The sequence below is a fragment of the Mucilaginibacter frigoritolerans genome (assembly GCF_007830615.1).
In the GTDB taxonomy this organism is placed as follows: Bacteria; Bacteroidota; Bacteroidia; order Sphingobacteriales; family Sphingobacteriaceae; genus Mucilaginibacter; species Mucilaginibacter frigoritolerans.
Window position 1 is genome coordinate 248351 of record NZ_VLLI01000006.1, and the last position, 23079, is coordinate 271429.

The following is a 23079-nucleotide window of genomic DNA, read 5'->3' on the forward strand; positions in this document are numbered from 1 at the left end:
TAAGTCATTGGGCATTATCCTTTGCTTTGGCTCAGAATTATCTAAATAAATATCTATAGTGTTGCGTTCGTTTCAGGAGCGAACAGTAATGAAACCGTTTTGAAACACTTTCCCTCCGTAATGCATCCCCCTAAAATACAAAAGCCCCCGATCTTTGCAGATGGAGGCTTTGTAAACTAAACTAAACTAAACTTTGTCCGCCGGGGAGCGGACTATGAATTAAACTAAACTAAACTTAAAATCTTCTTTTGCGTTCGCCACGGTCCTCACGGCTTTTGCCAGAGAAATCGCGGAAACCGCCACCACCACTGCCTTCACGGCGTGGGTAGCCACCTCCACCTTCACGGCGTTCGCCACCACTGCGTCTGTCGCCACTGCCGCTGCGTTCGCGGTTATAGCCACCACCACCTTCACGGCGTTGATAACCACCACCTCCGCCTTCACGACGTTCGCTGCTGCCTTCGCCAGATACTTCTATCCTTACCGGACGGCCCTTAAACTCGGCACCGGTAAAGCCAGACATTACCTTTTCAACATCAGCATTTGGTACTTCAAAGAAAGAGTAAACACCCTTAACATCAATTTTACCAACAGTGCGGCCGCTTATTTTGCTTTGGTTGCAGATGTAACCCAGCAAATCGCCGCGGTTAAACTCATCAACAGAACCTAAGTTGATAAACAAACGGGTGTATTCTGATTTACCACTGCCACCTTCACGACGTTCGCCACCACGCTCATCGTTTCTTTCAAAACGGCGACCTTCTTCCTGCGGAGCATTCAGATCAGGTGCATTTTTGTAGTAATCAAGGAAGATGTTAAACTCAATAGATACAAAGCGTTTTATAAAATCTTCTTTGCTCATCTCTTTAAACTCTTCCAGTATACGTGGCAGGTATTGTTCAATCTGCTCTTCGTTTACGGTTACGTTGTTTACTTTATGTACAATGCTGAACAATTGTTTTTCGCAAACATCAAATCCGGTTGGAATTTCAGCTTTAACAAACTTTTTGCCTATAACGCGTTCAATCTGGCGTATTTTGCCTAATTCTTTTGCGTTAACAATAGCTATTGATACACCTGTTTTACCTGCACGGGCTGTACGGCCGCTACGGTGGGTGTAGTTTTCAACTTCATCAGGCAGTGAGTAGTTAATAACGTGTGTTACGTCGTTAACGTCAATACCACGTGCAGCAACGTCGGTAGCAATTAATAATTGCAGGCTGCGGTCGCGGTAGCGTTTCATAACCTTATCACGTTGTTGTTGTGATAAATCGCCGTGTAAAGAATCGGCATTGTAGCCATCTTTTATCAGTGATTCGGCAATTTCCTGAGTTTCAATTTTAGTACGGCAAAATACGATACCGAAAATGTCAGGGTTAAAATCAACAATACGTTTAAATGCGGCATATTTATCACGGGCACGAACGATGTAATACTCGTGCTCAATGTTAACATTACCAGTGTTTTTTGCGCCCATGGTAAGCTCAAACGGCTCATTCATGTACTTCTTCGCTATACGGCGAACTTCAGTTGGCATGGTGGCTGAAAACAGCCAGGTTTTTTTCTCGTCGGGAGTAGTAGATAAAATACTGTCAATGTCTTCCTGGAAGCCCATATTAAGCATTTCATCGGCCTCATCCAAAACAACAAACTTAACCTTGGTAAAGTCAATCGCTTTACGGTTAATAATATCAAGCATACGGCCCGGTGTAGCAACAACAATTTGCACACCGCGTTTAATCTGACGCAATTGGTCAGAAATGCTTGCTCCGCCATAAACGGCAACAACGTGAACGTTGTCCATTTTTTTGGAGTAGTTTTTAATGTCGTTCGTGATCTGTAAACAAAGTTCACGGGTTGGGCACAATACAAGAGCTTGCGGGTAATTTTCTTCGAAGTTCAGCAATTCGAGTAGCGGTAGTCCGAAGGCAGCAGTTTTTCCCGTGCCGGTTTGGGCTAATCCGACAAAATCGTTGCTGCCTGTTAACAATACCGGAATTGACTGTTCCTGGATTGGCGTAGGATTTTCAAATCCTAACTCAGAGATGGCATTAACAATATCATGACGGATTCCCAGTTCAATAAATGGGTTCATGAATTAAAATAACGAACTTGGCAACATCGCCAAATCGGCCGCAAAGGTAAGGATATTATTTATTATATCCAATAGGTAATGTAATATTTAACTTTATAGTTTTAAAACAGTAAACTATTATTAAAATAGCAGTCAGGTTAAATATTACTTATTCATTATCAGTTATTTGCAAAATACACCGCCAGGTAGGTTAAAATATTAGTAATTAGGCCCGATATGGTTATTAAAATATACATAGGGCTGTTTATAAAGATTGATGGTTTTATTATTAAATTTGATTTAACATCTTTTAGCTTCCCACCATGAAATTAAAATCACTGCTCCTTTTACTCATTATTGCTTCGGCCAAATTAAGCTTTGCCCAGAATGGTAAATCGCCCTTTGACACTACCCAATATGGCCGTAATGCTGCCGTTGGCCAATATGCCGATATACGCGGCTTTAAGATGTATTACGAAACCTACGGCAGGGGCGAGCCCTTGTTGATTATTCATGGTAATGGCGGCTCTATCAATAACTTTTTATACCAGATCCCTTTCTTCGCTAAAAGCTACAAGGTAATTATTGCTGATAGCCGTGCCCAGGGAAAATCTGTCGACCCTACAGATTCCCTAAGCTACGAGATGATGACCGACGATCTGAATGCCCTGCTCGACAAGCTGAACCTGAAACAATGCTACGTAATAGGTTGGAGCGATGGTGGTATTAACGGTTTGCTGCTGGCTATCCGTCACCCGGATAAGGTGAAGAAGCTGGCTGTAACAGGTGCCAACCTTTGGCCCGATAGTACCGCGGTAGATCCTTTTGTTTATAAATGGGCCATGAACGAAAACGAGAAGGTAAAGAAAGAGGCCGTAACCCCCAAAACTAAAAACGAGCTTAAACTGCTCCACCTGCTCTCGTACGAGCAGCATATTACCGTTGAACAGCTGCATACTATTACCTGCCCTACCCTGGTTATAGGCGGCGACCATGATGTGATTTTGCCGGTGCATACCATGCTCATTGCACAATCAATCCCTAACTCCTATTTGTGGATCATCCCTAACTCGGGGCACTCTACACCGGTGTTTAAAAAGGATCAGTTTAATGCCATTGTAGCCGACTTCTTCACCAGCCCTTTCCGCAAAATTGATGGCTATGGGAAGTTTAGGTAGAAGCCCCACCTAAATCCTCCCCGGTAGGGAGGACTTTAAAAATATGAATAATCCTCTCCGCTATTAGGCGGAAGGACTTAAAAAAATAAGCACAGGCGAAGCTAATTCTCCCCTTCCGGGGGAGATTTAGAGGGGGCTGATATTCACTACGGCTTCTTCACCACCCTCTTCAGGGTAAGCAGGTTCTGCGCGTTAACGCTGTAATGGCTAATGTTGTTCTGATAAAGGTTTACCCGTTTATCGTAGTACAAAATCACCACCGGCGATTGCTGCATCACCAGGTTATCCATTTGGCGGTATAAGGTGTAACGCTTTTGATCGTTAGGTTCATGGTAAGCTTGTTCAAACAAACCGTCGAACTGTTTATTGTTAAAACCGGTATAGTTTGGCCCCCAGGGTATTTTGTTTTTGGAGTAAAAAACCGACAGGTAGTTTTCTGCATCCGGGTAATCGGCTATCCAGGAGCCGTAAAAAAAGTTGACCCCGTTTTTGGATACCAACTCCCGCAGACTGGCACCCTGGGTAATCTCCACATTGGTTTTTATGCCCACCCTATCAAGCTGCCCCTGTACATATTCAATTAAACTGCGGTAGCTAACCGTTGTATGCAGCGTAATTTCGGGCATGGGCTTACCATCGGAGTAGCCTGCTTCTTTAAGTAGCTGGCGGGCCTTATCGGGGTTGTAGGTGTAGCCTTGCACCTGTTTGGCATCAAAACCCGGCATCCCCATAGGTATAAAGCCCGATGAGCCTGCTGTGCCCATGCTGTTGCGCAGGTATTTGATCATGTTTTTGCGGTCGATAGCATAATTGATGGCCTGCCTTACCTTGAGCTTTTTTAAGGGTGAGTTTTTTACGATAGCCAGGCTGCTATCTACCAGCATCCCCAAATAAATGGTATTTAAAAACGGACCGCTGTTAATCACAAACTTCCCCTTATACTTCTGCGTTACCACGCCCGATTTGGTGAGGATATCATCGCGGTAGCTGCCATCAATATCATTCAAAAAATCGAGCTTTTTGCTCAAAAACTCCATAAAGGCGGTTTGTTTATCGCTCAAAAAGGTGGCCCTTACAGCATCCAGATGGGGCAATGCGCTGCCGTCCTTGTCTTTCTCAAAGTAATGTTCGTTCTTCAGCAGTACCAGCACTTCGCCCTCTTTCCAGTAATGGAATATAAACGGGCCAGTACCAATGGGATGTGCGCGGAAATCCTTACCGCAATAGTCAACCACCTCATGCGGCACTACAGAGCAATATTGTGCCGTAAGTAAACTCAACAGCGGCGGAAAAGGTTGTTTTAGCTGGATGCGGAAGGTGCTGTCATTTACGGCGATGAAGGCGCTCTTGTCTTTCACCTTATCGCTAAAGATCCACGAGCCTGAAGAAGCTGTTTTTGGGTCGATGAGGCGGCTGAAGCTGTACACAAAATCGGCAGCAACCACTTTACGGCCCTTGCCACCCTTAAACTGTTTAGCATCCTGAAAAAAAACATCCTTACGCAAATGGAAGGTGTAGGCAGTGCCATCGGGTGATATGTCCCAGCTTTTGGCAATGCAGGGTTGGGTTTTCAGGCTGTCGTCAATCTGTACCAGTCCGTTAAAGAGCTGGTTAATCATCCACAGGGAGTTTTGGTTACGCGCAAAAGCCGGATCGAGGGAGCTCAGTCCCTCATCTAAATTGATATTAAATACTGTTTTTTTGGAGGCAGATGAAGGGCCGATGCAGGATGACAGGGCCAGAAAGAAAAATATCGCGATAAAAATAAATCGTACAGCCTTGTTCATCAGGCTAAAGATATTGATTATTGCCAAAACTGCGAATAATGGGAGTGTCATTATTGAGAGCAGTCCATAGTCGATGGTCCATAGTCCATGGCAGTTGAGTGATTGCAATGACACCGGGAAAGCAAGTTTTAAGAATGTTAAATGCGGCCGCATATCGCTCGCAGAAGGGACTCACCCGAACGTTGCTACGCTCGTTCTCCCTCTCTACGACAAGTCGTAAAGAGGGAATAAAAAACCCTTCCTGAACCTTCTTTACGCCGGGAATGTTCGATTTAACAATACTAACAACACCTGTTGCTAGTGTTGGTATATCTGCCTTGCTACATAAACTTCGCGTCATTGCGAGGTACAAAGCAATCTCTACGGTGGATGATCAATGGAACGTAGTACGCTTTCAGAACTTAATCAACAAGCTCTGTGCTCCTTTTATCTGTATAGCATAGAGATTGCTTCGTACCTCGCAAGGACGATGTGTAGAAATGAATGGTTTTAATTAGAAACACTAGAAACATTTAGAAACACGTGTTTCTAATGTTTCTAAATGTTGGTAATTGAATTCTTCTCTTTGTCATGTTGATCCGCCCAGTATGGCGGAGAAACATCTTCTTCGCGCGATAAGTATACAGCAGACCTGTCATCCGCAGAAGATCCTTCTCCGCCAGTTGGCGGATCAGGATGACAACAGGTAGAAAAGCGTATTAATTATTCTTTATTACTTCTTTGTTTTTACAAAAATTATCTTTATAATTGTAATTCATTTACAGGTCAACGGTGTTCTGCCGTTATAGCCTTTCAAAAGTACATTATCAATATATTATTATTAATCCAGTACTATCACTGTACAGGCATCAAACTAAAAAAACATAATAAACTATGCCAACTGGCATAATTATCTGCAAATCTAATAACCCTCCCATCAAACAAAATGAAACCTCAGTTCAACCTTCAGCAGCGCGGTATTGGCCACATTACGCCTGCACAAACCCTTCAGCACATTAATGAAATGATCAATCAGCCGGGCCCTGCCCGTACCCGAACGCTGTTTAAAAAGCAAACAGCCAATAAGTGGATCGACGAGGCTAAACAACGCCCTATACCCAAAATGCTGTTTGATGAGTTTTGGTTCGAGAGCGAACTCTGCATCCTGTTTGCCGAAAACGGGGTAGGTAAATCGCTCCTTGCTGTACAAATTGCCAACAGCATTAGCCTGGGTAAGCCTGTACCCGGCTTTAAGCTGGAAGCCGAATCACAGCCTGTTTTATACTTCGATTTTGAGCTTACTGATAAGCAGTTTGAGGGCCGTTACTCGGTAAACTATCAAAACCATTATCACTTTAACAGTAACCTGATACGTGCCGAAATTGATCCTGATAATACCGACTACGAAGAGCAGGGCTTTACCAGTTTTGAAGATTACCTGAGCCATGAGCTTGAACAGGATATTATTGAAACAGGCATCAGGATTATTATAATTGATAACATTACCTACCTTAAAACCGAAACCGAAAAGGCTAAAGATGCCCTGCCACTGATGAAAAGGCTCATCGACCTAAAAAAGAAATACAAACTATCATTACTGATACTTGCCCATACGCCCAAGCGCGATTTGTCGCAACCCATTACCCGTAACCACTTGCAAGGCAGTAAGCATTTATCAAACCTTACCGATAGTATCTTTACCATTGGCGAGAGCGTGGTTGACAGCAAAACCCGCTACCTGAAACAAATAAAATCCCGCAGCAGCGAAGTACAATACGATAGCGGTAATGTGATTGAGTGCAGGGTACATCAGCCCGATAACTTTGTGTTGTTCGAGTTTACCGGCTACGGTACCGAGGGCTATCACCTCAAAGCAAAATCAACCCAGGATAAAACCGAACTGGAAAACAACGTTGAACAACTGCTTGCCACTGAGCCCGGCATTACCGGCTACGCCATTGCCAAAAAGCTTTGTACCGATGAAAGTAAATTTAAAAGCTTTCAAACTAAAGTAAACCGCATTATTAAGAGGTTAGAGGATGGAAACAATTAGAAACATTAGAAACAAGTGTTTCTATTTGTTTCTAATGTTTCTAACTAACCCCGTGCGTCAATGACGTAGTGGAGAGTTACCGCTCGCAGAGTAGACTCACCCGGTCGACGCTACGCTGGACCACCCTCTCTACGATAAATCGTAAAGAAGGGAAAAGAAGAAAAAAGAAAAAGACACGTTTACTAAACCCTCTTTATGGCCTGCCATAGAGGGTGGTCGAGCGAAGCAATGACCGGGTGAGTCTCCCCTCTGTAAGTGACTCATCCCACATCCCACCCCTATACAATCACCATGCACCGATACATCCTCGAACCATACAGCACTCCCGCCAGCCGCTATCGCTGCCCGGAGTGCAACCATAAACGCACCTTTAGCAGATACATTGACACCGAAACCGGACTTCACCTTGCCCCGCATGTGGGCCGTTGCAGCAGGGAAAGCAAATGCGCATTTCATTTTAAACCGGGAGCTTTTTTTAAGTCGATAGATCACAGTAAAAAGTTCATAGATCATAGTTCATGGTTGATAGCCAGAAAGTCACCTGCCCAAGGGTCTTCTGCCATGAACTATGAACCATCAACCATGAACTCCTCCACCTTCACCCAAAGCTTATCACACTACGAAAAAAACAATTTTACCAACTGGCTCGTCACTTTATTTGGCGATGATGTTACCGCCGACCTTATAACCCGCTACCTTATCGGCACATCAAAACACTGGCCCGGTGCCACGGTATTTTGGCAGGTTGATGGTGCAGGCAGCATCCGCACGGGTAAAATAATGTTGTACAGTACCGATGGCAAGCGGGTAAAAAAGCCCTTTAATCATATTACCTGGGCGCATGTGGTAAGTAGGAAGTCCATAGACCATAGTAGAAAGTCCATAGTCGATGGTCCATGGTCGATAGCCAGAAACATTCCTGCCATGGACTATGGACCATCGACTATGGACCGTTCACCATCGACTATGGACTCCTCAAACCCTCCTTCCATGGACTATGGACCGTCGACTATGAACTCCCCACCATTAACCATGAACTCCTTCCAACTAAAACAATGCCTCTTCGGCGAACATCTGCTTAAGGAAGAGCCTGGCAAGCCGGTGGCTATTGTGGAGAGTGAGAAATCGGCCATTATAGCCAGTGTTTATTTGCCGCATTTTGTATGGCTGGCAGCGGGGAGCTTAAGCAACCTGAGTGCCGAAAAGTGTGCTGTACTGAAAGGGCGCAATGTTACCCTGTTTCCTGATTTGAATGCCTTTAACAAATGGCAACTGAAGGCAAAGGAACTGAAGCTGAATTTTAAAGTATCGGCATTACTGGAAGACGGCGCAACAGAAGCCGAAAGAACCGCCGGGCTAGACGTAGCCGATTACCTGCTGCAATTTAGTTGTGATGCTTTTAAAGCAGATAATTTAAAAACTGAACCAGTAAACGAAGCACCGCAAACAGAGGATATTGCACTATCGCTTAACAAGCCCAAAGCCATTATAAAGCTATTTGCCGATAGTTTTAATACTGATGAAGCAAGTATAAGGTATGATTATAAACCCGCCCTAAAACCCATCAAATGGGATGCTGAGATTGATGAACTGCAAACTTATTTTGATAGAATTGCATTGCCCGATGCACCTATCCGCCTTAAAAGTGGTGGCCTTATAACAGATGTAAAGTGCTTTGTAAATGCCCACCTTGAAAACGTACGCTGCAATAACGGCAAACCTACCTTTTTGCCTTATTTAGAAAGGTTGAGGGAAGTGAGGGGGGTGATTACCATTTATGCCTAATGTCAATGGTTTCTACAAAGCCTTTTAGCGCTTCAATGTTGGGTTTATCTTCTGTTTTAAACTTAACGAAGTTTGCTATAATTTTACTTTTGTATATCAATAACCAATTTCCCAAAATGATCACCTTATAAATTTTATCCCATTTAAAGGTTGCTGTAAATGTTTCAGCACTTTGAGTTATATCCTGTTCCCTGAAAGTGGTGGTGATTTCTTCCTGTAATGTTTTGTTGCTGGAATAACCAATGTATGCCATAATAAGGGAAAGTATTGGTGTAACTGCTGCTACAATGCAAATAAGATTTCCAGCTGAATACAAATTATCATTATAATGCTGCCCGATATGAAGCAATAAGGAGATGCCTGAAAAACATAAGTAAAGCACAGTAATAATCGCTATTGCTTTATTGTATAGCCCTTTATAAAGCATTGCAAAGTTGAGCTGTATGTATTCTTTCAGGCTGATTTTATAGGTTATAGAAAATTCGTTCATTGTGAAGGTTTGTTTCGGCTAAAGTAAAAAAATGTAATGACAGGACAAGGAAAAGTATCCACCAGTCAGATTTGTCATCCTGAACAGAGTGAAGGATCTTCTGCGCCGAGCATCAACGTTCTGCATTGTTCGCTATGCAAGATGAAGAAGATTCTTCACTCTGTTCAGAATGACAAGGGACATGAGAGCCCTTTAACCGTTTCGTTCACTCCTGAAATGAAAACCCTTTTAAACAAAATCTACCTCAACCTATCGGCCGATTTAACCAGCTTCTGATCTCTTTGTATGGCCCTTATTGCCAAAAATATAAATGCCAGACTTATGGTTGATAGGAAAATACCTATGCCCATGCTATGCGTATCAATCTGGGTGCTGCCCATAACACCTTTTACCGTTTGCGACATCCAGAAACTAAAGGCTATGATTATTACTGCGGCTATGTAACCAAAAAGGATCTGCTGCTTGCGGTTTTTGTACATAAATATAATAATAAGCGGTATAAGGCCCACTATAGCCGCACCTATGGTTAAAAGCGTAAATGATTGCGTAAGTGCCTGTTGTCCGTTAACATCCTGGTAAACGCCTACAATACTGATGGTAAGCGGCTTGCTATCAACATAAACATTGTGCACCAATGGAAAAAGGAACAATGCGTAAAATGCTAAACTGCCAAACAAAAGGTAAATGCTTTGTATTCTTTGTAACATAATTTTAAATTTATCACAACAAAGATATAATTGTTTTAGTTTGATTGATTTGCGCTTGGTATTATAAATTTTGGAATTTAATATCGTAGCTTTAAATGCTATTTTAACTGAAACAGAAATGAGTGAAACCACGGATAGTTCTATGCAACCTAAAGACGTACAACTTGACGACAAGCTGCTAAAAAGAACCTTTTTAGAGCATCTGAATTACATTTATCATGGCAAAATTAACCTGCTTAGTTTTTTTGCAGAGGTAAGGGAAATTGCCACCCTTCAGGTTTTAAAAATGGCTATACAGGAAGGCATTGATGATACCGAAAGTCAGTTGAGCCAGATGGATGAGATTTATATTTCTATTGAAGAAAAGCCATCAAAAACAAGCATCCTCAGTATAAAAGCCACCATGCTCGAGGCTTACCTCAGTGCCATTAAGGGCGGCAAAACCCAGATGGAGCGTGATGTTTTTATCCTTTTTTACCTGCAACAAATTGAGGGTATTGAAATAACTTACTTTAAAGTGCTTAAAAACCTGGCCAGTGCCATTGGCTACAGCAATACCTTTATCGATCAGCCTTTTGATATTGCCGTTGAAAACAGGATACTTTTCGAACAGATTTATAAGGAGTATATTTCGTAAACATTGCAGTCTGGATATATTCAAAGCCCAAAACGTTTATAATCAGATGGCTTTTTTATAAATCCTTAATCTGATCAGCAAAGGTTTTAGCCAAACAAATAGTTTGTCGCTTTCCCAAAGTGTTGAAGTGGGGCTTTTGTCAATCCTTTTATAAAATATCCTGCTTGTCATGTACCATAAGCAGCTTGCAGATAAAGCATCCAAAATAAAGAATATAAACACCATTGAAACAAATATGCAGATAACCGTTGCAGATGCGTTCCAATACCTTGTTGCTTCAATCACTAAAAAAAATGGTATTGCAAAAATTACTAGAAGAATAGCAGTTGAAGTTAACAAGCATGGAAAAGAAATGAGCGTTGTGATTATAACCTTTTTAGCGAGTTGCTTTTTTCCTGCTAAAAACATAATTAATGAAACCGGGATGGTTAAGCCTAACAATATCAAATAAAACAGGGTTTCTAAAAAAAGGAAAAAGGTAGGTGGCATGTTTAAGTAATTCGCACCGCAATTTAATAAAGTTTTTCTTGCATAGCCAATTCAATGTTAACAGAATACTTAATTATTACCTTTGTGCCGTGAGTGCAAAACAACGCTATTTTATTGAGCTATCGTACGATGGCACCCATTATCACGGCTGGCAAATACAGCAAAACGCAATCAGTGTACAGGAGGTTTTAAATGAGAAGCTATCTGTTATTCTGCGCCAGCCCATAGAAACCACCGGCTGCGGACGGACGGACACCGGCGTACATGCTAAAGAGTTTTTTGCACATTTTGATGCAGAGGAAGAGTCCATAGTCCATGTACCATGGACCATAGATAAGAAGCAAGCAACGACAGGTGAAGCTACCATGGACCATAAACCATCGACTATGGACTCAAAGATCCGGGGTCTCAACTCTATCCTCCCGAAAGATATCGCCATAAAAAATATTATACCGGTCGCTGCCGGTGCGCATGCCAGGTTCGATGCTACTTTGCGCAGTTATGAGTATCATATCCATTTCAATAAAGATCCGTTTAAAAATGGTTACTCCTGGGAACTGCGCGACAGGCCCGACATGGAGCTGATGAACATTGCAGCGTCAATTATAATGGAATACACCGATTTTGGTTGTTTTAGTAAATCAAATACGCAGGTAAAAACCAATATTTGTAAAATAAAACAGGCCCGTTGGGAGGTTTTGGGCGATGGTATTGTTTTTAAAATATCCGCCGACCGCTTTTTACGTAATATGGTTAGGGCGATAGTAGGCACACTGATAATGGTTGGCAAACATGAAATTGAACCGGATGCCGTACGTGCCATCATCGAAAGCAAAAACCGCAGTAATGCGGGCACATCGGTACCGGCTTGCGGCTTGTATTTAACGGAAGTGAAATACCCCCTAACCCCCTGAAGGGGGAATTTTAAGCGGGTTTAAAAATATCAGTCTAATTTTGAATTTGGTGGACAAAGACAACGACTCAAAAAAAAGCAATTCAAAAGTACCCCCTTCAGGGGGCGGAGGGGGTGTTACAGGTAAAGCGCTTGACTGGAAACTGCTTGGGCGGGTAATGAAGTATGTGAAGCCTTATAACGGCACCTTTGTGCTGGCTGCATTTTTAACCGTCTTTTTGGCGGTATCAGCCCTGGTGCAGCCTATCCTGATGCAAAAAACGCTGGATAACTACATCCTCAAAAACAACTACGGCGGTTTGGTTTTTATGGTTGAACTGATGATAGGTCAGCTTATTATTCAAACCATTGCACAGTATTACCAAACTTATTTAACCAACTCGCTCGGTCAATCGGTAATCCGCGATTTAAGGATCGATATTTTTAATCATATCACCAGTCTCCGCTTAAAATATTTTGACCACACCCCTATCGGCATGCTCATTACCCGCACGGTATCTGATCTGGAAACCATTGCTGATATTTTTTCGGAAGGGTTGATCTCTATTATGGGCGATATGTTGCTGGTTATTGCCGTAATAGCCTACATGGCGATACGCGACTGGAAACTGGCCATGATTACCCTTATCCCCATGCCTTTTCTGTTTGCATCAACCTATGTGTTTAAAGAGGCTATCAAATCATCCTTTCAGGAAGTGCGTACACAGGTAGCACAGCTCAATACCTTTTTGCAAGAACATATTACCGGCATCAGCATTATCCAGATATTTGCCCGCGAGGACCAGGAAATGCGCAAGTTTAAGGTGGTAAACAAAAAATACCGCGATGCCAATATCCGCTCCAACTGGTATTACTCTATCTTTTTTCCGGTGGTGGAGATTTTGTTTGCCTGCTGCATCGGCTTGCTGGTATGGTATGGTTGCAAACGTATACTGACGGATCAGCAGTTGCGAACTATCTCGGCATCGCCAACGGGTGTAACACCGGGGGTAATACTGGAGTTTATTGTTTACCTCAACATCCTGTTTAGACCCATACGTCAGCTGGCTGATAAATTCAATACCCTGCAAATGGGCATGGTAGGTGCCGACAGGATTTTCCGCGTGCTGGATACTGACGAGGTTGCCGAAAATGCAGGTACTTTAAGACCGGCCAAGCTTACAGGCGAGATTGAATTTAACCACGTTTGGTTTGCTTATAATGAGGAGAACTGGGTATTAAAAGACATCAGCTTTCATGTACAGCCGGGCAAAACATTGGCGCTGGTAGGTGCTACCGGCGCGGGCAAATCATCAACCATAAACATATTGAACCGCTTTTATGAAATTGCCAAAGGCAGCGTTAAGGTTGATGGGGTTGATATAAGGGATTACGATGTAAACTATCTCCGCTCGCATATTGCTACCGTTATACAGGATGTATTTTTATTTACGGATACCATTGCCAATAACATCAGTCTCAATAACCCCGATATTACTTTAGAGCAGGTTATCGCCGCAGCCAAAGATGTAGGCGCACATGAGTTTATTGAACGCCTGCCGGGCGGATATGAGTACAATGTGATGGAACGCGGTTCAACCCTTTCGGCAGGGCAGGCACAGCTGATCTCCTTTATCCGGGCATTGGTTTATAACCCCACTATCCTGGTGTTGGATGAAGCCACTTCATCCGTTGATACTGAGACAGAGATTTTGATACAAAACGCCATTAACAAGCTTATGCAGGGTCGTACAGCCATTGTGATAGCTCACAGGCTATCTACCATTCAAAATGCGGATAAGATTTTGGTATTGGATCATGGTGAGATCAAAGAATCGGGCACTCACCAGGAACTGCTCAAGATTGAAAACGGTTATTACCGCAAGCTCTACGATCTGCAATTTAACTCAGCAGGTATTGTGAAGTAGGTTTTGTAGTCCATAGACAATGGTAAAAAGTCCATAGACCATAGTCGATAGACCATGGTAGCTTCACCTGTCCGCCTGCTTATCATCCATCGACTATGGACTCAAGACTTTGGACCATCCTATTGACTCACTCTTTAACCGAATGAACCGGTTGCTCTTCCCTTTCGTGTTTTCTGGCTATATCGCCGCCATGTGGCTGATCGGCATGATAGGTTCTATCCGTTTTATGCACTTTACTTTTACCGCCCTTATCAACCGGCTTTTTGCTCGGGGTATCAGTTGGCGAGGGACTGTCTTTTGAGTTTGCTGGCTTTGTCATAATGGTTATTAACAAAGCGGGGCTTATTTGGTTTGAGTTGATTACAGGTAATGAAAGACTACCCTTCCATTAAACAAAAAAGGCTCCCCTTTTTCAAGAGAAGCCTTTGTATATTATTTTATAAAATGCTTTATTTAGGCTGATAATGCTGCTGCACCGCTCACAATTTCGGTAAGCTCGGTAGTAATAGCTGCCTGGCGTGCCTGGTTGTATGATAGTTTCAGTGCTTTTAACAATTCACCGGCATTTTCGGTTGCTTTATCCATTGCCGTCATACGGGCGCCATGTTCAGAAGCATTTGAATCTAACACAGCTTTGTAAACCTGTATCTTGATATTTTTAGGTATCAACTGTTCAACAATTTCTTCTTGTGATGGCTCCAGGATGTAATCAACCTGCGATGCTTTTTCCTCAGCTTTAACCTCGGCCTTAGGCACAGGTAATAATTGCTCTGTTACCAGGTACTGAACTGCTGCATTACGGAAATGATTATAAACCAGCTCTACGCGGTCATAATCACCCTTTAAAAAGCCAGTCATTATGCTTTCAGTAATCTTTGAGGTATTTTCAAAGTTCAGATCCAGGTACAGATCATTATTGTTGCCAATAACGTTGTACTTACGACGCTGATAAAACTCCTGGCTCTTTTTACCGATAGCAACGATAGAAACATTACCTGCCTTTAACTGCTCACTGTATTTCTCAGCAATGAGGTTATTGGCTGTTTTAATTACGTTGGCATTAAACGCACCCGCCAAACCACGATTTGATGATACTACAATCACCAATACTTTTACCGGCTCGCGCTCAACTAAAAACGGCGATGAACCATTTTCAAGGCTTGCAGATAAATTAGCCAACAGCTCTTTCAGCTTATTAGCATACGGGCGCAATTGTACAATAGCGTTAGTAGCCCTTTTCAGCTTAGCTGCCGAAACCATTTTCATAGCCTTGGTGATCTGCTGTGTTGAGCTTACGGATTTTATCCTGTTTCTTACTTCTTTTAAATTAGCCATCTTTTGAGATTTGAGACTTGAGACTTGAGATTTGAGGTTTTTTGCCTCATTATCAAATACACAAACCCTCTACTATTTCTATTTATCTCTATGAGAGATGAGTAGCATATCGCACTACTCACATCTCATATCTCATATCTAATTAATATTTTCCAGTCATTTCTTTGGCAACTGTTTCCAGTACGCCGGTGATCTGGTCGTCAAATTTACCTGCTTTAAGAGCAACTAAAACTTCAGGGTGACGTGCTTCCAGCATGCTGGTAAATTCGCCTTCAAACTCCCTGATTTTGTCAACCGGAACATTACGCATCAGGTTTTTAGTACCCAGGTAAATAATAGCTACCTGTTTTTCAACCGATACCGGTGAGTACTGACCTTGTTTCAGGATCTCTACGTTACGGGCTCCTTTGTCCAGTACGTTTTTGGTTGATGCGTCCAAATCAGAACCGAATTTCGAAAACGCTTCCAGCTCGCGGAACTGAGCCTGGTCAAGTTTCAAAGTACCGGCAACTTTCTTCATTGATTTGATCTGTGCGTTACCACCTACACGTGATACCGAGATACCTACGTTAATAGCCGGACGAACACCTGCGTTAAACAAGTTTGACTCCAGGAATATCTGACCATCGGTAATTGAAATTACGTTGGTTGGGATATAAGCCGATACGTCACCTGCTTGTGTTTCAATGATAGGTAATGCGGTTAATGAACCACCACCTTTTACAATATCTTTAATAGACTCAGGCAAATCATTCATGGCCTGTGCTATTGAATCATTCGAGTTAATTTTAGCGGCACGCTCTAATAAACGGCTGTGCAGGTAAAATACGTCACCAGGATAAGCCTCACGGCCCGGTGGACGACGAAGTAACAGAGATACCTCACGGTAAGCAACAGCCTGTTTTGACAAATCATCATAAATGATCAAAGCAGGACGTCCTGTATCGCGGAAGTACTCGCCAATTGCTGCACCGGCAAACGGAGCAAAGAACTGCATGGTAGCAGAGTCTGATGCATTTGCAGCAACAATGATGGTATAAGGCATAGCGCCTTTTTCTTCAAGGATACGTACAATGTTGGCTACTGTTGAAGCTTTTTGGCCACAGGCAACATAAATACATATTACCGGTTTACCGGCATCATAAAATTCTTTTTGGTTGATGATGGTATCGATACAAACCGCAGTTTTACCTGTCTGACGGTCACCGATAACCAACTCACGCTGGCCACGACCGATAGGGATCATTGCGTCAATAGCTTTGATACCGGTTTGCAATGGCTCAGTTACCGGCTGACGGTAGATAACACCAGGCGCTTTACGCTCTAATGGCATCTCGTAAGTTTTACCGGCAATAGGGCCTTTACCGTCAATAGGTGTACCAAGGGTATCAACTACACGGCCAAGCATGCCTTCACCAACATTAATAGAGGCGATCCTGTTAGTACGTTTAACGGTATCTCCTTCTTTAATATCATCGGATTTACCTAACAATACAACACCCACGTTGTCTTCCTCAAGGTTAAGTACGATACCTTGTAATCCGGTACCAAACTCAACCAGTTCTCCTGATTGTACTTTTGTTAATCCATAAACGCGTGCAATACCGTCACCCACCTGGAGTACAGTACCCACTTCTTCTAATTCAGATTCTGACTTAAAGCCTGCTAATTGCTGACGCAAAATTGCTGATACTTCGTCTGGTCTTACCTCTACCATTTTTTAATTTATTTTAGAGTTTTAATTTGCAATTACCCTTTGGGCAAATTCTTTTTTTAATTTTCCTAAATCACTGGCAATGCTGGTGTCAACTTGCCTGTCGCCTACTGTTAATACAAAACCACCAATCAGGTTCGGATCAACTTTGGCATTCAATTTTACAGTACAGCCGGTAGCTGTCTGAATATCGGCTATCATTTTTTGTTTGTTAGCCTCTGATAAAGCAGTTGCAGAAACTACAGTAGCTTTAATGATGTTCTTTTTAATATCATAAAGATTAACAAACTCTTCTGATGCAGTATACAATACATCGCCGCGGCTTTTGTTAATCATTAATTTAAAAAAGGCAATACTTGTCTTGCTCACTCTGCTGGCAAACACTTCGTCAAGTATTTTTATCTTTTTTTGGTGCGATACAATGGGATTAGCCAAAACCGCCTTTAATTCAGGATTCACCCTTAATGTATGATGAAAAAGCTCCATATCATTCTTAATCTCTTCCATGCTGTTTTGCTCGCTTGAAAGATCCATCAATGATTTGGCATACCTGGATGCAACTGTTAATTCTGACATGTTTGTTTATATTTCGGAAATCCGATATTAACTTAAATTAACGTCTTTTAATAATTCTTTAACCAGCTCGTCTTGCTTTTTCTGGTCTTCAAATTGCTTGCGCAATATTTTCTCAGCAATCTCTAATGAAAGTGATGCTACCTGATTTTTAACATCAGCCATAGCAATAGCTTTCTGGTTGTTGATTTCTATACGGGCAAGTTCTATCTGGCGGCCGCTTTCTTTACTGGCAGCTTCTTTAGCATCATGCACAATCTGATCTTTAATCTTTTTGGCTTCTGCCAAAATCTGATCGCGTTCGGCACGTGCTTGCTTTAACAGGCTTTCGTTTTCGCTGGTTAAACGAGACATTTCCTCTTTAGCAGCTTCAGCTTTAAGCAAAGCATTTTCAATTGAGTTTTCACGCTCATTAATTGCTCCTAAAATTGGTTTCCAGGCAAATACGCGCAGCAAGATCAGCAAAATCACGAATGATACTGTCGTCCAGAAAACTAAACCTAATTCGGGGGTAACTAAATCCATGGTATGTTACTTATGTATGTTTGTTCTATTCAATAATTTAAAAGAATATTCCCGGAGCCAATCGCCCCGGGGTATTCAATTTTGATTTTTAGCCAATCATGGCAACAACCACCGCGAAAAGAGCAACACCTTCAACAAGTGCAGCAGCGATGATCATGTTAGTTTGAATTTTGGAAGCAGCTTCTGGCTGACGGGCAATACCTTCAACGGCTTTACCACCGATTTGACCAATACCGATACCTGCACCGATAACAGCTAAACCTGCGCCAAGTGTTCCAATTTTACCTACTACTCCTGCTGCAGCTACAGCCTGAGCAATGGTTCCGATCATTCCAATCATTGTTTGATTAATTTAATGTATAAATAATTTAATTATTTGCTAATTAGTGATGTTCCTGTACTGCCATACCAATGAACAGTGCCGATAACATGGTGAAAATATACGCCTGTAAGAATGCTACCAGCAACTCAATACAATCCATAAATACTACGAACAATACTGAAGCAGGTGATACTGCAAGCGTTTTAAAAATAAATATCAGTGATATTAAGCTTAACACAATAATGTGGCCCGCTGTAATATTTGCAAACAAACGGATCATCAACGCAAATGGCTTTGAAATGATACCGATCAACTCAACCGGCACCATGATGATGTATAACCAAAGCGGAATTTCCGGCGTAAAAATGTGTTTCCAGTAATATTTGTTAGCGCTGAAATTAATTACCAATAAAATAATAAAAGATAATACCAGTGTTACCGCTATGTTACCGGTTAAATTATAAGCACCCGGAAAAAATGGCACTAAACCTAAAAGGTTATTTAATAATATAAAAAAGAAAATGGTAAGCAGTAAGGGCATAAACTTAGCAGCTTTTATACCAATGTTCGGGATAGCTACATCATCGCGCACAAAAACAATTAAAGGCTCCATTACTGATTGTAATCCTTTAGGTGCCTTGCCTGCACGTTTTTTGTACGAACGACTTACGCTACCGAAAACAACAAGCAATATGATCATAGCAAACCACATGCTGGCAACGTTACGGGTGATAGAGAAATCCCAAACTTTTTTGGTTTCATTAATCTTACCGTTATCGTCAGCAATCTTTACTTTGTTTTTTTCAAGGATATAGTTGTAATTTTTGCCTTTGTAAACCGCATCTTCATGCAGGTTGTTTGACATAAAAATATCAAGCCCTTTGTCGGTGTATAATATCACCGGCAGCGAAATTTTGATTTTTCCAAACACTGGCCATGAGTGAGAATCGCCGATATGCTCAAATATTGCTTCCTTTGGATCGAATGGTTTATCCTTGCTTTCATCAGCCTTTGGCTGGCAGAATGCAAGTGCCGGAAATGCCCATAGGAGCATAAAAAACGCGTAAATGCGTGAAATCTTAAAAATTTTTGAGTTCAAAATCGACCTTCTTTCCATTTAAAATGAACTTTTTTACTTTGAATTTTGGTTGCGCAAGTTACGTAACAAACCGTAAATTTCAAAGACTGTATTTAATAAGTATAAATACATAAAATCAACCACAAAAAACACCTTCTCCGGGTGCCTTGTTTTGATAAAAACCAGCAAAAAAATAAGACAAGCCAACAGCTTAAACGTGGTTGCCCCTAAAAACGCAGGAGCATACATTTCGGTATTTTTTGCCTGTATGGTTAAAATAAACAACAATACAATAAATGTAAGGCCAGCTACAAAGAAAAACATGCCCCAAAAACCGGGAACAAGCCAGCTCTCCAATCCTGAATATTTTAAGGCTAAAGGCGGAACAGCAACAAGGCAGGTAAACAATAAAAATGTGATAATAGATTTATAAGTTTTCAATTTTTTAATGATTTTATAATAATGTACATGGCTATAAATACGCCAATTAATGACAACAAAGCCGTAACCCACTGCGTATTATGGCCAGCGGCATGGTCAATTTTTACGCCTGCATAAGCAAAAATGCCTATGATGGCCATCATCTGGAAGGCTATACCGGTAAATTTTAAATAGCTATTTGACGGTTTATTGCTTTCAGAACTATCTTTTTGTTCATCTTTGAGCATCTGCAAATTTATTAATCCTATTGCATAAATGTTAGTAAATTAGCAAAGCTTATGTTATCATGGTTTAAATTGAATAAAGCACCTATATTTCCTTTGTTAAAACACCCTAAATTCCTGTTACTAGCCGTGGTAATTGCCCTGGCAGGTTGTTCGCTTGAAAAAGAAAGCGGCTTTAACCGCACCATGCAAAACCTTACAGCGCACTATAATATACTGTTTAATGCAAAAGAGTTATTAAGGTTAAAACAGATAAGCTATGCTACTTCTTTTGTTGATAACTACAACGAGATTTTAAGTGTTTACCAGGATACTACTGCACAAAGCACTGTACCCGATAAGGATTTAGAAGCAGTTATTGCCAAGGCCAATAAAATTATCAGCATAAAAGAACAGAGCCATTATTTAGGTGATGCTTACCTCCTTTTAGGCAAAGCTTACTTTTTAGAAGGCAATTACTTTAACGCATCTGAGTACTTTGATTACGTAGTGCGCTCCTACCCTCAACGGATGGACCTGGTTCAGGATGCTTTGACCTGGAAAGCGCGTTCTGCAATGTACCTCAATCATCTGCCCGAAGCTAAAATGGCTTTGGATACCGCAGTAAAAAACATCAACCCAAAAAAAAGACCACCTGCTGATATTTTTGCTACCCGGCTGCAATATGATATTAATATACAGAATTATGCTGAGGCCGAGGATGCAGCAAAAGTAGCTGTACAAAATGCTGATAATAAAATACAGCGTTTAAGGTGGCGGTTTATTTTGGCCCAAATTCAGGAGCATAACAATGAAACAGCAGCGGCATTTGCTAACTATACTAAAATAGCCAATAGTAATGCAGTGTTTGAAATGGCATTTAATGCCAGCCTTAATCGTATCCGGATTGAAGAAAAGCAAAAAGGGATAAAATTAACCCGGCAGCAAAGGCTGCTGGCCCTGCTAAAAGATCCGAACAATAAAGAATTTAAAGATCAGATTTACTACCAGGTGGCGGAGCTGTACATGGTGAATAAGGATATTAATAATGCTATAAAAAATTATAATCTTTCTATCCGCAACAGTGTAAGAAATCAGAATCAGAAAGGACTATCCTATCTGAGGCTGGCACAAATCAATTTTAAAATTAAGGCCAATTACATTAATGCTAAAAAATATTACGATAGTACTTTAACCAGTCTTTCTGCTAATTATCCCGGCTACCAGGTTATCAAAAAAACAAGCGACAACCTGCAATTACTGGCAGATCGCTCACAAATTATCATCAGGGAAGATACCTTGCAGGCATTAGCCAAAATGGATGAAACGACACGGTTGAAAACCATTGACAAAATGGTTAGCGATAGGATATTGCAGCAACAAGCTGCTATTAACAGCGCCAATGCCAATACCGCCAGCAGCAATGACGGAGCTTTAAGCAGCGGTGCAGTCAGTTCGTTTTATTTTTATAATGCCAACGCAGTGAGTCAAGGTTATACCGATTTTAAAAAGAAATGGGGAAACCGTAAGCTGGAAGACAACTGGCGCCGCAGCTCGCGCGATAACAGCGACATTACCAATAGTCAGGCTACCAATTTACAGGGAGGCGACCCGGATGCTCCCCCTGCTACCGGTACAACTGGTAAAAGTGCTTCCACAGCAGGCAACTACCGGCAAGATCTGTTACAGGGTTTGCCATTAACACCAACCCAACTGGCACAATCAAACCTGCGTATTTATAATGCTTATATTGATATTGCTGATTTTTACAGGGATATTTTACGTGATACCACAGAAGCCATAGCAATGTACGAAACCATATTAAAACGGTTCCCAAACGATTATAATAAGGCACCCATTTACTACAGCTTGTATCGTTTATACATGGACAAAGATGTTGCAAAATCAGATGAGTATAAAAATAAGATCCTTAAAGATTACGCAGGCACACCTTTTGCCAAAATAATTATTGATCCGGATTTTGCCAGGAAACTGGATGATAAAGATGCCGAATTTACCCGCGCCTATAACCAGGTTTTTGATCTGTACGTGAATAAAGAATATAAAGATGTTATTGGATGCTCGTTTGAGCTAATGAAGCAATATCCTAATAATAAATATGCAGCACAGTTATACTACCTTAAAACACTTGCCGAGGGCCACAATGAAAAGGTAAATCCGTTTAGGGACAGTTTACAGGAGATTGTTACCAAATACCCTAATGATAAACTAATTACTCCATTGGTTTACCAGCACCTGGCTTACATGAGCGCAAACAATGCGGAGATAATGAACCGTAAAACTGTTTTGGCTGATGAAGATCCGCAGGATATTCCATTTACGTTGGATAACGCACTGAAAGAAAAAACAGCTTACAGGCACCCGGTAATACCAGGCTACATTGTTCCGAAGCCCGAAGAAAAACGCCAACAGCCTGTGCTGGCACAGACGACACAGCCGGCACGCGTACAAACGGCAAATACCGCGGTACCTGATAAACTGGTTAAAAATACATCGCTCAGCATATTCACCAAAAACGATAGTACTAATTATTTCTTTATTGTAAATGTAAACAGCGGTACAACTAATTTGTCGTCTTCGCGTTTTGGTATTGGTCAGTTTAATAGGGTAAATTTTGCTGGTAGGGGCATAAAACACCTGGTGATTCCTATTGGCACCGATAACCAGCTGATTTATGTTGGCCGGTTTCCTTCGCTGGATGCAGTAAAAAAATATGCCCAATATATTATCCCTATACTGCCCGACATAATGAAGGTACCTAAGGATAAATACACCTTTTTTATTATAACACAGGAAAATCTGAATAAATTAGCCGACAAAAAAACGTTGGATAGTTACGTAGATTATTACCAAACAAATTATTAAAAA

21 protein-coding genes are annotated in these 23079 nt (G+C 41.5%); 8 read left to right on the forward strand and 13 right to left on the reverse strand.

The genetic code is table 11. From position 1 onward, the window contains the following. Positions 1-235 precede the first annotated feature (235 nt). Entirely contained in the window at positions 236-2095 is a 1860-nt protein-coding gene (locus JN11_RS11910; RefSeq protein ID WP_144912818.1) for a DEAD/DEAH box helicase, read from the reverse strand. 302 nt (positions 2096-2397) lie between these two features. Here JN11_RS11910 and JN11_RS11915 point away from each other — a divergent pair, with 302 nt between their 5' ends. Then, positions 2398-3252, forward strand: coding sequence for an alpha/beta fold hydrolase (locus tag JN11_RS11915; protein WP_144912820.1), 855 nt, complete (start codon positions 2398-2400; stop codon positions 3250-3252). A 146-nt stretch (positions 3253-3398) separates the two neighbouring features. Here the strand turns inward: JN11_RS11915 and JN11_RS11920 are convergent, their stop codons facing one another. Continuing rightward, a complete protein-coding gene (locus JN11_RS11920; protein ID WP_144912821.1) occupies positions 3399-5039 on the reverse strand; it encodes an ABC transporter substrate-binding protein in 1641 nt (546 codons plus the stop codon). A gap of 925 nt (positions 5040-5964) precedes the next feature. On the opposite strand from JN11_RS11920, the gene JN11_RS11925 reads away from it, so the two are divergent. Both JN11_RS11925 and JN11_RS11930 read left to right on the forward strand, forming a co-directional pair. Continuing rightward, on the forward strand, positions 5965-7071 hold the full coding sequence (locus JN11_RS11925; RefSeq protein ID WP_144912823.1) for an AAA family ATPase: 1107 nt from the start codon (positions 5965-5967) through the stop codon (positions 7069-7071). A gap of 291 nt (positions 7072-7362) precedes the next feature. Next, a complete protein-coding gene (locus tag JN11_RS11930; RefSeq protein WP_144912825.1) occupies positions 7363-8856 on the forward strand; it encodes a DUF6965 family protein in 1494 nt (497 codons plus the stop codon). On the opposite strand, the gene JN11_RS11935 is transcribed toward JN11_RS11930, so the two are convergent. Both JN11_RS11935 and JN11_RS11940 read right to left on the reverse strand, forming a co-directional pair. Then, a complete protein-coding gene (locus tag JN11_RS11935) occupies positions 8840-9346 on the reverse strand; it encodes a YcxB family protein (RefSeq protein WP_144912827.1) in 507 nt (168 codons plus the stop codon). The two genes, JN11_RS11930 and JN11_RS11935, sit on opposite strands and share 17 nt — an antisense overlap. A gap of 239 nt (positions 9347-9585) precedes the next feature. Continuing rightward, the gene (locus tag JN11_RS11940) at positions 9586-10053 is read right to left on the reverse strand and encodes a DUF4293 domain-containing protein (RefSeq protein WP_144912829.1); all 468 of its coding nucleotides are present in this window, start codon (positions 10051-10053) and stop codon (positions 9586-9588) included. A 118-nt stretch (positions 10054-10171) separates the two neighbouring features. On the opposite strand from JN11_RS11940, the gene JN11_RS11945 reads away from it, so the two are divergent. From JN11_RS11945 to JN11_RS11960, 4 genes are all read left to right on the forward strand, one after another. After that, on the forward strand, positions 10172-10690 hold the full coding sequence (locus tag JN11_RS11945) for a DUF892 family protein (protein ID WP_144912831.1): 519 nt from the start codon (positions 10172-10174) through the stop codon (positions 10688-10690). Between the two features lie 169 nt (positions 10691-10859). Then, on the forward strand, positions 10860-11141 hold the full coding sequence (locus JN11_RS11950; RefSeq protein WP_144912832.1) for a hypothetical protein: 282 nt from the start codon (positions 10860-10862) through the stop codon (positions 11139-11141). 127 nt (positions 11142-11268) lie between these two features. After that, on the forward strand, positions 11269-12093 hold the full coding sequence (gene truA, locus JN11_RS11955; protein ID WP_144912834.1) for a tRNA pseudouridine(38-40) synthase TruA: 825 nt from the start codon (positions 11269-11271) through the stop codon (positions 12091-12093). Positions 12094-12250: 157 nt separating this feature from the next. Beyond that, the gene (locus JN11_RS11960; protein ID WP_144912969.1) at positions 12251-13999 is read left to right on the forward strand and encodes an ABC transporter ATP-binding protein; all 1749 of its coding nucleotides are present in this window, start codon (positions 12251-12253) and stop codon (positions 13997-13999) included. Between the two features lie 127 nt (positions 14000-14126). Here JN11_RS11960 and JN11_RS11965 read toward each other — a convergent pair whose 3' ends face one another. The 9 genes from JN11_RS11965 to JN11_RS12005 all read right to left on the reverse strand — a co-directional run bounded on the left by JN11_RS11965 (position 14127) and on the right by JN11_RS12005 (position 20214). Beyond that, positions 14127-14318, reverse strand: a complete 192-nt coding sequence (locus JN11_RS11965) for a hypothetical protein (protein ID WP_144912835.1) — start codon at positions 14316-14318, stop codon at positions 14127-14129. Positions 14319-14452: 134 nt separating this feature from the next. Further along, on the reverse strand, positions 14453-15334 hold the full coding sequence (gene atpG / locus JN11_RS11970; RefSeq protein WP_144912837.1) for an ATP synthase F1 subunit gamma: 882 nt from the start codon (positions 15332-15334) through the stop codon (positions 14453-14455). A 142-nt stretch (positions 15335-15476) separates the two neighbouring features. Further along, positions 15477-17051 (reverse strand): F0F1 ATP synthase subunit alpha, encoded by a 1575-nt coding sequence (atpA, locus tag JN11_RS11975; protein ID WP_144912839.1) that lies wholly within the window; start codon positions 17049-17051, stop codon positions 15477-15479. A 21-nt stretch (positions 17052-17072) separates the two neighbouring features. Then, on the reverse strand, positions 17073-17624 hold the full coding sequence (gene atpH, locus JN11_RS11980) for an ATP synthase F1 subunit delta (protein ID WP_144912841.1): 552 nt from the start codon (positions 17622-17624) through the stop codon (positions 17073-17075). A 27-nt stretch (positions 17625-17651) separates the two neighbouring features. Then, positions 17652-18146 carry a F0F1 ATP synthase subunit B gene (gene atpF / locus JN11_RS11985; protein WP_144912843.1) on the reverse strand — a complete coding sequence of 165 codons (495 nt, stop codon included), beginning with the start codon at positions 18144-18146 and terminating at the stop codon, positions 17652-17654. An 88-nt stretch (positions 18147-18234) separates the two neighbouring features. Continuing rightward, positions 18235-18477 carry an ATP synthase F0 subunit C gene (gene atpE, locus JN11_RS11990; protein WP_144912971.1) on the reverse strand — a complete coding sequence of 81 codons (243 nt, stop codon included), beginning with the start codon at positions 18475-18477 and terminating at the stop codon, positions 18235-18237. A gap of 52 nt (positions 18478-18529) precedes the next feature. After that, positions 18530-19522 carry a F0F1 ATP synthase subunit A gene (gene atpB / locus JN11_RS11995; protein WP_246138998.1) on the reverse strand — a complete coding sequence of 331 codons (993 nt, stop codon included), beginning with the start codon at positions 19520-19522 and terminating at the stop codon, positions 18530-18532. A 78-nt stretch (positions 19523-19600) separates the two neighbouring features. Continuing rightward, a complete protein-coding gene (locus JN11_RS12000) occupies positions 19601-19987 on the reverse strand; it encodes a hypothetical protein (protein WP_144912846.1) in 387 nt (128 codons plus the stop codon). Then, on the reverse strand, positions 19984-20214 hold the full coding sequence (locus JN11_RS12005) for an AtpZ/AtpI family protein (protein WP_144912848.1): 231 nt from the start codon (positions 20212-20214) through the stop codon (positions 19984-19986). Before JN11_RS12005 ends, JN11_RS12000 begins: the two co-directional genes overlap by 4 nt. Before the next feature lie 51 nt (positions 20215-20265). Here JN11_RS12005 and porW point away from each other — a divergent pair, with 51 nt between their 5' ends. Further along, positions 20266-23076, forward strand: a complete 2811-nt coding sequence (porW, locus tag JN11_RS12010; protein WP_144912850.1) for a type IX secretion system periplasmic lipoprotein PorW/SprE — start codon at positions 20266-20268, stop codon at positions 23074-23076. Positions 23077-23079 lie beyond the last annotated feature (3 nt).